Here is a 12240-nt window from a genome sequence, read left to right on the forward strand (position 1 = left end):
GCTTATGTGGTGGAGCAAGTGAGCGGAATACTGACGCGCTGGCGACAATTTGGCAGACGTTACTTCTGGCCGCATCTCTTATTAGGGATGGTCGCGGCGAGTCTCGGCTTGCCTGCGCTCAGCAACAGTGCCGAAGCGGCGACGCCGGCGAAGACCTCCACAACCAAACACGATCTCAACACGCGAGTTAACTTTACTAACCTTGCGTGGCTTGAAGCCAATCGCCGCCCAAATTTCTCCGTTGATTACTGGCACCAGCATGCAATCCGAACGGTAATTCGTCATCTGTCATTTGCAATGGCACCGCAGGCGATGCCTGTTGCTGAAGAGACGCTGCCGGTGCAGGCGCAGCATCTTGCCCTGCTGGACACGCTTAACGCGTTGCTCACGCAGGACAGTCAGCCGCCGCTCATGGTTCGCCAGTCAGCGCAACGTGCGCTCGTTTCTCCCGTCTTATTCTCTGTCACAACATGGATTAGCCAGGCTCACGGCATTCGCGCCGGGCCTCAGCGCCTCAGCTAAATTAACTTTTTCAATACCTTAATTTATCTGCCCACAATGGGGCGTTTGAGAATTTATTATGCTAATCAAATTGTTAACTAAAGTTTTTGGTAGTCGTAACGATCGTACCCTGCGCCGTATGCGCAAAGCTGTTGCTGTCATCAACGGTATGGAACCGGCGATGGAGAAACTCTCTGATGATGAGCTGAAAGCGAAAACGGCAGAATTCCGCGCGCGTCTGGAAAAAGGCGAAACCTTAGAAAGCCTGATCCCGGAAGCGTTCGCCGTGGTGCGTGAAGCGAGTAAGCGTGTATTTGGCATGCGTCACTTCGACGTTCAGTTGCTGGGCGGTATGGTGCTCAATGAGCGCTGCATCGCGGAAATGCGTACCGGTGAAGGTAAAACCCTGACCGCAACGCTGCCGGCATACCTGAACGCCCTGACCGGTAAAGGCGTACACGTCGTCACCGTCAACGACTATCTGGCACAGCGTGACGCCGAAAACAACCGTCCACTGTTCGAATTCCTCGGGATGACGGTGGGTATCAACATGTCCGGTCTGCCCGCGCCAGCTAAACGTGAAGCGTACAACGCGGATATCACCTACGGCACCAACAACGAATACGGCTTCGATTACCTGCGTGACAACATGGCGTTTAGCCCTGAAGAGCGCGTCCAGCGTAAACTGCACTATGCTCTGGTGGATGAGGTGGACTCCATCCTGATCGATGAAGCGCGTACACCGCTGATCATCTCCGGCCCGGCTGAAGACAGCTCTGATATGTACCGTAAAGTCGACAAAATCATTCCACACCTGCTGCGTCAGGAAAAAGAAGACTCCGACACCTTCCAGGGTGAAGGCCACTTCTCCGTAGATGAAAAAGCGCGCCAGGTGAACCTGACCGAACGTGGTCTGGTGAAAATTGAAGAACTGCTGGTGGCTGAAGGCATCATGGAAGAGGGAGAATCTCTCTATTCCCCGAGCAACATCATGCTGATGCACCACGTGACTGCCGCCCTGCGCGCCCATGCGCTGTTCACCCGCGATGTCGACTACATCGTGAAAGACGGCGAAGTGATTATCGTTGATGAACACACCGGCCGTACCATGCAGGGACGTCGCTGGTCTGACGGTCTGCACCAGGCCGTTGAAGCCAAAGAAGGCGTGGATATTCAAAACGAAAACCAGACGCTGGCCTCCATCACCTTCCAGAACTACTTCCGCCTTTACGAGAAGCTGGCAGGGATGACCGGTACGGCTGATACCGAAGCGTTTGAATTCAGCTCCATCTACAAGCTGGACACCGTGGTCGTTCCAACCAACCGCCCAATGATCCGTAAGGACATGCCGGACCTGGTGTACATGACCGAAGCGGAAAAAATTCAGGCCATCATCGAAGATATTCGCGAGCGTACCGCGAAAGGCCAGCCGGTGCTGGTGGGGACCATCTCCATCGAAAAATCCGAAGTGGTCTCTCACGAGCTGACGAAAGCGGGTATCAAACACAACGTTCTGAACGCTAAATTCCACGCCAAAGAAGCGGAAATCGTTGCACAGGCGGGTTATCCGGCTGCGGTGACCATCGCCACCAACATGGCGGGTCGTGGTACCGATATTATGCTGGGCGGTAGCTGGCAGGCGGAAGTGGCAGAGCTGGAAAACCCAACCCCTGAACAGATTGCGCAGATCAAGGCCGACTGGCAGGTTCGTCATGACGCGGTTCTGGCCTCCGGTGGTCTGCATATCATCGGTACCGAGCGTCACGAATCTCGTCGTATCGATAACCAGCTGCGTGGTCGTGCTGGACGTCAGGGGGATGCCGGTTCTTCCCGCTTCTACCTGTCGATGGAAGATGCGCTGATGCGTATTTTCGCCTCCGACCGTGTGTCCGGCATGATGCGTAAGCTGGGTATGAAACCTGGCGAAGCTATCGAGCACCCGTGGGTCACCAAAGCGATTGCTAACGCACAGCGTAAAGTGGAAAGCCGCAACTTCGATATTCGTAAGCAGCTGCTGGAATATGACGATGTGGCTAACGATCAGCGTCGCGCAATTTACACCCAGCGTAACGAACTGCTGGACGTGTCTGACGTAAGCGAAACCATCAACAGCATCCGTGAGGATGTGTTTAAGGCGACAATCGATGCGCATATTCCACCGCAGTCTCTGGAAGAGATGTGGGATATCGAAGGCCTGCAGGAACGTCTGAAAAACGACTTTGACCTCGATCTGCCAATCAAAGAGTGGCTGGACAAAGAGCCTGAACTGCATGAAGAAACCCTGCGCGAACGTATCTTTGAAACCGCGCTGGACGTATACAAGCGTAAGGAAGAGGTCGTTGGCGCTGAGATGATGCGTCACTTCGAAAAAGGTGTGATGCTGCAGACCCTGGACTCCCTGTGGAAAGAGCACCTGGCCGCGATGGACTATCTGCGTCAGGGGATCCACCTGCGTGGCTATGCGCAGAAAGATCCTAAACAGGAATACAAGCGTGAATCCTTCGCTATGTTTGCCTCTATGCTGGAGTCGCTGAAGTATGAAGTGATCAGCACCCTGAGCAAGGTTCAGGTGCGTATGCCGGAAGAAGTGGAAGCGATGGAGCAGCAGCGTCGTGAAGAAGCTGAGCGTCTGGCACAGATGCAGCAGCTGAGCCACCAGACTGACGACAGCGAAGCCGCCGCAGCGATCGCCGCGCAGACCGGGGATCGTAAAGTGGGTCGTAACGATCCGTGCCCATGTGGATCCGGTAAAAAGTACAAGGCGTGCCACGGCCGCCTGAACTAAGTTCATAAAAAAACAAAAAGGCGCAGACATCTGCGCCTTTTTTATGGAAGTGACAATATGAAAATACTGCAAATTGCCGTCGGGATTATTCGCAACCCGCAAAACCAAATCTTCATTACCCAGCGCGCTGCCGACGCCCATATGGCAAACAAATGGGAGTTTCCCGGCGGAAAAATCGAGTCAGGTGAAACGCCGGAACAGGCGCTGGTTCGCGAGCTTCAGGAAGAGGTGGGGATCACTCCGCTTGGCGCCACGCTGTTTGATAAGCTCGAGTACCAGTTCCCGGACAGGCACATCACGCTGTGGTTCTGGCTGGTGGAAAACTGGGAAGGCGAACCCTGGGGAAAAGAGGGGCAGCCGGGTAACTGGGTTGAACTTCAGGCAAGTGATGCCGAAAAATTCCCGCCGGCCAATGAGCCTGTGATCCTGCGGTTAGTCGCACAACCGTAGGCCTGCTAAGCGAAGCGCCAGCAGGCTTTACAGACTACTGCTGGTTTTCACTCCAGTCATCGCTGTCCGAGAGATCGCCTTCGCTTGGAATACGTTTCTCTTCCGCCGCCCATTCACCCAGATCAATGAGCTGACAGCGTTTGCAGCAGAATGGGCGGAACGGACTCACTTCGCCCCAGACAACGGTTTTGCCACAGGTTGGGCAGTTAACGGTGGTGATATCAGACATCGGCACTCCTTAACAACAGGCCAGTTCAAAATCGAGACGTTCCGGCACGGTGCCATTCTCACTGTCCAGCGGCATAAAGCGAATTGCAAAACGGCTCTTATGCCCGGAAATCTGTGGGTAAAGCTGTTCGCCAAGCGATACATTCAGGCGCAAAAGATCGGCATCATCGCCGTTATCCTGGTAGAAACCATTCAGGCTGGTTTGTTTGCGGAACGGCGCTGAGTTACGGATCAGATCGAGGATCAGCGACAGCGTCTGTTGCATGGGCTCCAGGCTTTTCAGCCAGCTGTTTACCTGTGCGTCACGCTGCGCTTGCGGCATATGTAGCCACATGTGAAGCGTCGGCAAATCGAAGCTACAGCAGCCGCCAGGGATGCTCAGGCGCTGGCGCACCAGACCGATCAGACGATCTTCACGCAAAAACTGCCCGACGCGCGGCGCAGCCATCAGGTTGCTGCTGCTGGTTTTAAGCTGCTGACGAAGGGAATCGATACGGCTTACATCCACTCCCGGAACTTCAGCCCATGCCTGCAATTTACGCTGCTGGCGCTCCAGTTCTTTGAGCAACTCTGTGCGGACATCGCCGCGCTCAATCACATCCAGTAGATCGCCCACGTTGCGGAAGAAGTGCAGCGCCGTGGCATGATCGTTAACAGGCAAATGTTGTGAAAGCTGTTGAATGAGGAATTCGATGCGCAGCCAGGTACGCATTTTTTCGTTGAGCGGATGCTCAAAAAGGATGTGTGTCGACATTATGGTTTTTCCTGTGCAACGGCCTGCGCGGCGAACGTCAGATACTGCGCGTGCAGACGGGCAACATCCGATGCAATGGCATCTGGTGCGCCGTTATTATTAATGACATCATCCGCAACGGCAAGGCGCTGAGCGCGCGTGGCCTGGGCGGCAAGAATTTGTTCAGCATGCTCACGTGAGACGTGGTCACGCGTCATGGTTCGCTGGATCTGCGTTTCGGGAGAGACATCAACCACCAGCACCCGATCGGCTCTCTTCTGCAGCTGATTTTCCACCAGCAGTGGAACGACCCACACTACGTAGGGAGAGTTGGCCGCAGCAATCTGACGCTGGGTTTCCTGGTGGATAATGGGGTGGAGCAGGGCATTAAGCCAGCGCTTTTCCGACGCGTCAGCAAAAATACGCTCACGAAGCTGGCGGCGATTAAGCGTGCCATCCGCAGTGAGGATGCTCTGACCAAAGTGGTTTTCGATAGCCTTTAGCGCGGGTGTACCTGGTTCTACCACCTGACGGGCAATGATATCGGCATCAATAATCGTGATACCCAGACGAGAGAACGCGTCCGCAACGGTACTTTTACCACTACCGATGCCGCCGGTTAATGCAACGATATACCCCATTAAATCAAATCCTGGGAATTATTCATTATTAAAATCAGTTGATTAAAACTCTAAGGTGCGCCAGCAACTGTTTAGCCCTGTTTACCGGCTTTTTACCAGGTAAATTTATAGGATTGTAGCGTAAAAAAAGAGAATTTCGCAGTCTTGCGGAGCAGGTATTAGTGCGTATGATAACGTCACTGGAGTTGTGCTTTTAACATATTTGCCTCTAACCCCAGGAATCCGCACATGCGTATCGAAGAAGATCTGAAGTTAGGTTTCAAAGACGTTCTCATCCGCCCTAAACGCTCTACACTGAAAAGTCGCTCAGACGTTGAACTCGAACGTCAGTTCACCTTTAAGCATTCCGGTCAGACCTGGTCTGGCGTGCCGATCATCGCTGCCAACATGGATACTGTGGGAACCTTTGAGATGGCAACCGCCCTGGCACAGTTCGACATTCTGACTGCCGTACACAAACATTACAGCCCTGAAGAGTGGAATGCATTTGTTGCGTCCGCGTCTGCTGATGTGGTGAAGCATGTAATGGTCTCCACCGGTACCTCTGATGCCGATTTCGAAAAGACCAAACAGATCCTGAATGCGAACCCGGCACTCAGCTTCGTTTGTATTGATGTGGCGAATGGTTACTCCGAGCACTTCGTGCAGTTCGTCAGCAAGGCGCGTGAAGCCTGGCCGACGAAAACCATCATCGCGGGCAACGTGGTGACCGGCGAAATGTGTGAAGAACTGATCCTCTCCGGTGCAGATATCGTGAAAGTGGGCATTGGTCCGGGCTCCGTGTGCACCACGCGCGTTAAGACCGGCGTCGGTTATCCTCAGCTCTCCGCGGTCATTGAATGTGCCGATGCGGCGCACGGGCTGGGCGGCCAGATCATCAGCGACGGCGGGTGCACCATGCCGGGTGATGTGGCAAAGGCCTTCGGCGGCGGCGCGGACTTCGTGATGCTCGGCGGTATGCTGGCAGGTCACGAAGAGAGCGGTGGTACCGTGGTTGAAGAGAACGGCGAGAAATTTATGCTGTTCTATGGAATGAGCTCTGAGTCTGCAATGACCCGTCATGTTGGTGGCGTGGCAAAATACCGCGCGGCAGAAGGCAAAACCGTTAAGCTGCCCCTGCGCGGCCCGGTTGAAAATACCGCACGTGATATCCTCGGTGGCCTGCGTTCCGCCTGCACCTACGTGGGGGCATCCCGCCTGAAAGAGCTGACGAAACGCACGACGTTTATTCGCGTTCAGGAACAGGAAAACCGCGTTTTCAACAGCCTGTAAGGGCTTTTGCTGGCGCATCTCCGTGCGCCAGCACGTCAGCACTATCCCGCACTCATCGCATCCCCCAGATGGAAAATCGGCAGGTACATGGCGACCACCAGCGTGCCGATGATGACTCCCGTTACAATCAGAAGCAATGGCTCCAGAAGCGCCGCCAGATTATCGGCCCGTTGCAAGGTCTGTTCCGTGTGATGGCGGGCCAGGTTTGCCAGCATGCTGTCCAGCGCGCCAGACATTTCACCGGTTCGTAAAAGCTGGATACACAGCGGGGTAAACATGGCCGCTCTCTGAAAGGATGACCAGACGGGGAAACCTTTTTCAACGTCCTCCCGAATCGTGCGGAGTATTCCCTGCCAGTACCGACTATCAACGGTCTCCTCTGCGCTCTCCAGCCCCTGCAAAAAGGCGATCCCCGCCTGCTGCGTGAGCGACAGAACGGTAAAAATGTGTCCCAGCTTTTGGCCCTGTGCCAGCGTCCCCATCACTGGCATATGCATCAGAATGCGCTGCCAGCGAGGGTTCTGCCGCAGAGCCCACGCGCCAGTGACGGTTGCCAGTATCACGGCAAACAACGCGAGGGCGTAGGACTGCATAAATGCTGCCATTCCCATGACCTTTTGTGTCAGCCACGGGAGTGGAGTGTTAAATGTTTTGTAGATCGCGGCGAACTCGGGCAAGACCAGGGTGACCATCGCCAGCACGACGAGGACGGCCAGCGTCAGAACGATCGCCGGATAGCGCAGCGCCTTTTTCACTTTCGCACTGAGTTGCTGCTGCGCTTTTTGTTGCTGCGCGAGTTGACGACAGCACGCCTCAAGCTTCCCGGTTAGTTCTCCGACCTTTACCATCGAGACATGCAGTGGGCTAAAAACCGCAGGCCATTTTTTGAGTGACTCAGAAAAGGGGCATCCTTCACTGAGTTCATCAGCAAGACTTTGCAGCAGCGCCTGCCAGGGTTTTGACGGATGCTGGTCTGCCAGCATTTGCAGGCTGTGGGACAACGTCAGCCCAGCCTGCAGCAGCGTGGCGAGCTGGCGAAACATCTCATAGCAGTGATGTGGCTGCCAGCGGTGTCTCTCTGTGCAGCGGGTCAGCGTCAGAGGATGAAGATCGTGACGCATCAACCTGCTGTAGGCTGCATTGCGGTCTGTAGCCCAGAGCGTCCCGCTTCGGGGTTCTCCTTCTTTGGTGAGCGCCCGCCAGCGCCAGAGTCGGTTAGCAGGCATCGGGCATGCCCAGGACGCGAATCAACTCTTCAATCGTGGTCAACCCTTCTTCAACAGCCATGCAGCCGTGCTCAAAAAGAGAAACCATTCCCGCCTGCCGGGCGCTCGCCTCGATTACCTCTGTTCCCGCTCCGCGGGCAATGGCCTGTCGCAGGTCATTGTCGATCGCGAGCACTTCAAAAATGGCCACCCGGCCATAAAAACCGTGATAACAGCGATCGCAGCCGGTGGGCTGCCAGCGGGGAAGCGGTCTGGGCCACACTGCGCGAGGTAAATCCGCATGCTCGCTGGCTTCCCGACGACAATGGGGACACAGACGCCGGACCAGCCGCTGGGCAATTACCATCGAGAGTGCGGAAGATATCATCCAGCGCGCCACGCCCATCTGCTCCAGACGCGTCAGGGCTTCCGTTGTTGAGTTCGTGTGCAGTGTCGACAGCACCAGGTGTCCGGTCTGCGCGGCGTTAATGGCAATCCCGGCCGTTTCACCGTCACGAATTTCACCAACCATAATGATGTCGGGATCCTGACGCAGCAGCGCCCTGAGCACGCTCTGAAAGGTTAAACCCGCCCGGGGATTTATCTGTGTCTGGTTTAACCCCGCCAGGGGGATCTCAATGGGATCCTCCACGCTGCAGATGTTGACCTCCGGAGTATTACGCGCCTGCAACGCGCTGTAGAGCGTCACGGTTTTGCCGCTGCCGGTGGGGCCGGTGACCAGAATCAACCCCTGCGGCTGGTGGAGTACCCCATTAAAACGGGCCAGTTGTTCAGCGCTCATGCCGAGCGCTTTCGGTTCCAGCGCCTGCTGAACCTGATGCAGAAGACGCAGTACAATTTTCTCGCCACCGCTGCAGGGAAGTGTGGCAATCCGAAATGAGACCGGCTCGTTTGCCAGCTCAATCGTGAACTGACCGTCCTGCGGTAAGCGGCGCTCTGCAATATCCAGATTACCCAGCACTTTTAAACGTGCGCTGAACTGGCTGACCAGCGAGGCGGAAAGCGGAGGTTGTGGGTAAAGCACCCCGTCGATACGTAAACGGATCTGGCAGGCATGCTCTCCCGGTTCGATATGAATGTCGGATGCGCGCTGGTTTATTGCCTGCTGCAGCGTGTGGTTGAGGATATCGACCGTTGAGTGTGTTTGCGAAACGACGGGCAGATGCGATTGCGACATGAGCTGCCGGTGTTTTTCCATGCGCTCTGCGCTCCAGCACTCGATATCAATCCGTTTCTGGGTCGCGAAGCGCAGGGCTTCCATCAGTTCACTGGCGGGGGTTCCCACGACGGCGATGCTTACCCTGTCACTGTCGCTGGTGAGCAGCAGAGCATGATGGCGCAGACAAAGTGCCACCAGTTGATCGGTTTTCATTAGCCGCTCCTCAGTTATTGTCGAAGCGGAAAACGTCATCGCAGGCCTGTTTGAGCTCGCTGTCGTTACTGATATTGCAGCTACGTTTCCAGCCCGTCATACCGTTGCCGCTGCTCCACTGGGGCGTCATCACCACCTCCAGCCCGGTCAGGCTCTCCTGGCCCGTTAATGACACGACGCCCTGCGTTACGCTCATTCCCGAGATATAACGTGTTGTCGTCGGGGAAGGGATGCCGTTGCTGCCGCCGTCACAGCCTGTCACGCCGCCATGATCCAGTGCGCACAGCTCAATGGCGGTGCGGTAGGGGACGAAGGTTTGCAACATATCGGTCAGCGCCGCTTTGCGCAGGTAGTTCTGATAGGCGGGGACGCCGATGGCGCTCAGAATCGCAATAATGCCAATGACCACCATCAACTCAATGAGCGTGAATCCGTGTTGTTTGTCCATATCTGCTCCTTAGGTTAAGTGGCGCTACTCTGTCAGCGCGAAAGGGCAGAAACGAGGGGCAAAAAAGGGAACGGGAAAGGGGCTTCAGAGAATTCATTCTGCGTTGCAGGGAGGTACAACGGAATTGCGAGCGGGGCAGACATTCCCCTCTCCGGGTGGAGAGGGGTGCCATCATTATTTGAAACGCATGGAGAGGTCGAGAGCGCGAACGTGTTTGGTCAGAGCCCCGACGGAGATGTAATCCACGCCCGTCTCGGCGAACTCACGGATCGTGTCGAAGGTGACGTTCCCGGACACTTCAAGCTGTGCCTGGCCGTTGGTGAGCTTGACGGCTTCGCGCATCTGCTCTGTTTCGAAGTTATCGAGCATGATGATATCAGCCCCGGCCTTAATTGCCTGGTCGAGCTCCTCCAGGTTTTCGACCTCCACTTCAACGGGCACGTCCGGGTGCAGCCAGAAGGCTTTCTCCACCGCCTGACGCACGGAGCCAGAGGCAATAATGTGGTTTTCTTTAATCAGGAAGGCGTCAGATAATCCCAGACGATGGTTTGCGCCACCGCCGCAGAGTACCGCATATTTCAGCGCTGTACGCAGACCCGGCAGCGTTTTGCGGGTGTCCAGCAGCTGGGTACGGGTGCCAGCCAGCAGGTTAACGTAGCGACGGACTTCACTTGCCACACCGGACAAGGTCTGGACGAAGTTAAGGGCGGTACGTTCGCCGGTCAGCAGCACGCGGGACGGGCCGTCGAGTTCAAACAGCGGCTGGTTTGCGGCGATCGCATCGCCGTCTTCAACATGCCAGACGATCTGCACATCATCGCCCGCCAGCTGGGTAAAGACCTCTTCAACCCAGCGCTTGCCACAAAAAACGCCCTCTTCACGGGTGATAATCACCGCGTGAGAGCGTGTCTCTTTTGGCAACAATTGTGCGGTAATATCCTTTTCGGCATTCACGTCGCCGCCCAGGTCTTCTTTCAGGGCATGGGCGACGCTTGCCGGAATATCCATATTAATACGTTCCAGAAGCGCTTCACGTCGGTGGTCGGGGTTGTAGCGGCGAGGCGGCATGATAAAACTCCAAATTGGTAACGAATCATAATATTGAAACATGCTACTCTGAACCGAGTAACAGCACCATACATAAGGAGTTCCAGCATGTTGTTAGAAAACGGATGGCTGGTGGATGCGCGGCATGTACCCTCGCCGCACCACGACTGCCGCCCGGAGGATGAAAAGCCCACACTGCTGGTTATTCATAATATTAGTCTCCCGCCGGGTGAATTTGGCGGTCCATGGATCGACGCGTTATTCACGGGAACGATAGATCCCGATGCGCATCCTTTCTTCGCTGAGATTGCGCATCTGCGCGTGTCGGCTCACTGCCTGATTCGCCGTGATGGTGAAGTGGTTCAGTACGTTCCTTTTGATAAGCGCGCCTGGCATGCCGGGGTGTCGTTGTATCATGGGCGCGAACGCTGCAACGATTTCTCCATCGGCATCGAACTGGAAGGCACGGATACCACGCCCTACACCGATTCACAGTATCAACAATTAGTGGCCGTAACCCGCGCGCTTATCGGGCGCTATCCGGCCATCGCCGACAATATTACGGGACACAGTGATATTGCCCCGACGCGAAAAACCGATCCTGGCCCGGCCTTTGACTGGCCCCGGTTTCGCGCCATGCTCAACGCGTCGTCAGAATAAGGAGATACCATGACGTTGTTTACCATGCTGCTGGTTATCATCGCTGAACGCCTGTTCAAACTCGGCGAGCACTGGCATCTGGACCACCGGCTGGAGGTGTTTTTCCGCCGGATTAGGCACTTTTCTATGCTGCGTACGCTGCTGATGATGGCCGGGGTGATGGTCATTACCTTCCTGCTGCTGCGCTCGCTGTACGGGCTGTTTTTCAACGTGCCGCTGCTGGTGGTGTGGATCCTGCTCGGTGTCCTGTGCATTGGCGCAGGGAAGGTGCGTTTGCACTATCACGCTTATCTTAAAGCCGCATCGCGTGATGATGCCCACGCGCGCGGTGCCATGGCGAGCGAACTGACGCTGATCCACGGCGTGCCGCCGGATTGCGATGAACGCGAATTCCTGCGCGAGCTGCAAAACGCGCTGCTGTGGATTAACTTCCGCTACTACCTGGCTCCGCTGTTCTGGTTTGTGGTGGGCGGGCCGTGGGGACCGGTCCTGCTGATGGGTTATGCTTTTCTTCGCGCCTGGCAGACCTGGCTTGCCCGTTACCTGACGCCGCATGAGCGTTTGCTGTCCGGGATTGATGCCATCCTGCATGTGCTCGACTGGCTCCCGGTGCGTCTGGTGGGCGTGGTGTATGCGTTAATTGGCCACGGCGAAAAAGCGCTGCCCGCATGGTTCGCTTCTCTTGCTGACCGCCATACCTCACAGTACCAGGTGTTAACACGTCTGGCGCAGTTCTCCCTGGCGCGCGAGCCGCATACCGACAAGATCGAAACGCCTAAAGCCGCCGTCTCAATGGCGAAGAAGACCTCGTTTGTGGTGGTGGTTGTGGTGGCGCTGCTGACGATTTACGGCACGCTGGTGTAAGCCAGCGTGCCGT

13 protein-coding genes are annotated in these 12240 nt (G+C 55.9%); 6 read left to right on the forward strand and 7 right to left on the reverse strand.

Annotated features, from left to right (window positions below; all coding sequences use genetic code 11):
• The first annotated feature begins 18 nt into the window (after positions 1-18).
• Genes secM through mutT form a run of 3 tightly spaced genes read left to right on the forward strand, consistent with a single transcriptional unit; the run spans position 19 to position 3736 of the window.
• A complete protein-coding gene (secM, locus tag C1N69_RS03545) occupies positions 19-522 on the forward strand; it encodes a secA translation cis-regulator SecM (protein ID WP_167514956.1) in 504 nt (167 codons plus the stop codon).
• 58 nt (positions 523-580) lie between these two features.
• Positions 581-3286, forward strand: coding sequence for a preprotein translocase subunit SecA (gene secA / locus C1N69_RS03550; protein ID WP_047957754.1), 2706 nt, complete (start codon positions 581-583; stop codon positions 3284-3286).
• A 57-nt stretch (positions 3287-3343) separates the two neighbouring features.
• Positions 3344-3736, forward strand: a complete 393-nt coding sequence (gene mutT / locus C1N69_RS03555; protein ID WP_025756761.1) for an 8-oxo-dGTP diphosphatase MutT — start codon at positions 3344-3346, stop codon at positions 3734-3736.
• 34 nt (positions 3737-3770) lie between these two features.
• Here the strand turns inward: mutT and yacG are convergent, their stop codons facing one another.
• From yacG to coaE, 3 genes are read right to left on the reverse strand one after another with little or no spacing between them, the layout of a single operon-like run.
• Positions 3771-3965 carry a DNA gyrase inhibitor YacG gene (yacG, locus tag C1N69_RS03560; RefSeq protein WP_025756762.1) on the reverse strand — a complete coding sequence of 65 codons (195 nt, stop codon included), beginning with the start codon at positions 3963-3965 and terminating at the stop codon, positions 3771-3773.
• Positions 3966-3974: 9 nt separating this feature from the next.
• A complete protein-coding gene (gene zapD / locus C1N69_RS03565; RefSeq protein WP_045284792.1) occupies positions 3975-4718 on the reverse strand; it encodes a cell division protein ZapD in 744 nt (247 codons plus the stop codon).
• The gene (coaE, locus tag C1N69_RS03570) at positions 4718-5338 is read right to left on the reverse strand and encodes a dephospho-CoA kinase (protein WP_047957755.1); all 621 of its coding nucleotides are present in this window, start codon (positions 5336-5338) and stop codon (positions 4718-4720) included. The genes zapD and coaE overlap by 1 nt, the downstream gene beginning before the upstream one ends.
• 228 nt (positions 5339-5566) lie before the next feature.
• Between coaE and C1N69_RS03575 the strand changes: the two genes are divergently transcribed.
• Positions 5567-6610 carry a GMP reductase gene (locus tag C1N69_RS03575; protein WP_025756765.1) on the forward strand — a complete coding sequence of 348 codons (1044 nt, stop codon included), beginning with the start codon at positions 5567-5569 and terminating at the stop codon, positions 6608-6610.
• Between the two features lie 41 nt (positions 6611-6651).
• Here C1N69_RS03575 and hofC read toward each other — a convergent pair whose 3' ends face one another.
• The 4 genes from hofC to nadC form a co-directional block, all read right to left on the reverse strand.
• Entirely contained in the window at positions 6652-7836 is a 1185-nt protein-coding gene (gene hofC, locus C1N69_RS03580) for a protein transport protein HofC (RefSeq protein ID WP_094917933.1), read from the reverse strand.
• Positions 7826-9208: a type II secretion system protein GspE gene (gene gspE, locus C1N69_RS03585; protein ID WP_155030694.1), complete on the reverse strand. Its 1383-nt coding sequence runs from the start codon at positions 9206-9208 to the stop codon at positions 7826-7828. Before gspE ends, hofC begins: the two co-directional genes overlap by 11 nt.
• 10 nt (positions 9209-9218) lie before the next feature.
• Positions 9219-9656 carry a prepilin peptidase-dependent pilin gene (gene ppdD, locus C1N69_RS03590; RefSeq protein ID WP_155030695.1) on the reverse strand — a complete coding sequence of 146 codons (438 nt, stop codon included), beginning with the start codon at positions 9654-9656 and terminating at the stop codon, positions 9219-9221.
• Positions 9657-9830: 174 nt separating this feature from the next.
• The gene (gene nadC / locus C1N69_RS03595; protein WP_045284787.1) at positions 9831-10724 is read right to left on the reverse strand and encodes a carboxylating nicotinate-nucleotide diphosphorylase; all 894 of its coding nucleotides are present in this window, start codon (positions 10722-10724) and stop codon (positions 9831-9833) included.
• Between the two features lie 87 nt (positions 10725-10811).
• On the opposite strand from nadC, the gene ampD reads away from it, so the two are divergent.
• Both ampD and ampE read left to right on the forward strand, forming a co-directional pair.
• Positions 10812-11363, forward strand: a complete 552-nt coding sequence (gene ampD, locus C1N69_RS03600; RefSeq protein ID WP_047957759.1) for a 1,6-anhydro-N-acetylmuramyl-L-alanine amidase AmpD — start codon at positions 10812-10814, stop codon at positions 11361-11363.
• Positions 11364-11372: 9 nt separating this feature from the next.
• Positions 11373-12227, forward strand: a complete 855-nt coding sequence (gene ampE / locus C1N69_RS03605) for a beta-lactamase regulator AmpE (RefSeq protein ID WP_095451934.1) — start codon at positions 11373-11375, stop codon at positions 12225-12227.
• Positions 12228-12240 lie beyond the last annotated feature (13 nt).

This window comes from Enterobacter sichuanensis (assembly GCF_009036245.1).
GTDB lineage: Bacteria > Pseudomonadota > Gammaproteobacteria > Enterobacterales > Enterobacteriaceae > Enterobacter > Enterobacter sichuanensis.

What these genes read in the sequence shown, in the direction of transcription:
- secA (WP_047957754.1), top strand. Translation starts at nt 581, where the DNA reads ATGCTAATCAAATTGTTAACTAAAGTTTTTGGTAGTCGTAACGATCGT.
- mutT (WP_025756761.1), top strand. Translation starts at nt 3,344, where the DNA reads ATGAAAATACTGCAAATTGCCGTCGGGATTATTCGCAACCCGCAAAAC.
- yacG (WP_025756762.1), bottom strand. Translation starts at nt 3,965, where the DNA reads ATGTCTGATATCACCACCGTTAACTGCCCAACCTGTGGCAAAACCGTT.
- zapD (WP_045284792.1), bottom strand. Translation starts at nt 4,718, where the DNA reads ATGTCGACACACATCCTTTTTGAGCATCCGCTCAACGAAAAAATGCGT.
- coaE (WP_047957755.1), bottom strand. Translation starts at nt 5,338, where the DNA reads ATGGGGTATATCGTTGCATTAACCGGCGGCATCGGTAGTGGTAAAAGT.
- C1N69_RS03575 (WP_025756765.1), top strand. Translation starts at nt 5,567, where the DNA reads ATGCGTATCGAAGAAGATCTGAAGTTAGGTTTCAAAGACGTTCTCATC.
- hofC (WP_094917933.1), bottom strand. Translation starts at nt 7,836, where the DNA reads ATGCCTGCTAACCGACTCTGGCGCTGGCGGGCGCTCACCAAAGAAGGA.
- gspE (WP_155030694.1), bottom strand. Translation starts at nt 9,208, where the DNA reads ATGAAAACCGATCAACTGGTGGCACTTTGTCTGCGCCATCATGCTCTG.
- ppdD (WP_155030695.1), bottom strand. Translation starts at nt 9,656, where the DNA reads ATGGACAAACAACACGGATTCACGCTCATTGAGTTGATGGTGGTCATT.
- nadC (WP_045284787.1), bottom strand. Translation starts at nt 10,724, where the DNA reads ATGCCGCCTCGCCGCTACAACCCCGACCACCGACGTGAAGCGCTTCTG.
- ampD (WP_047957759.1), top strand. Translation starts at nt 10,812, where the DNA reads ATGTTGTTAGAAAACGGATGGCTGGTGGATGCGCGGCATGTACCCTCG.
- ampE (WP_095451934.1), top strand. Translation starts at nt 11,373, where the DNA reads ATGACGTTGTTTACCATGCTGCTGGTTATCATCGCTGAACGCCTGTTC.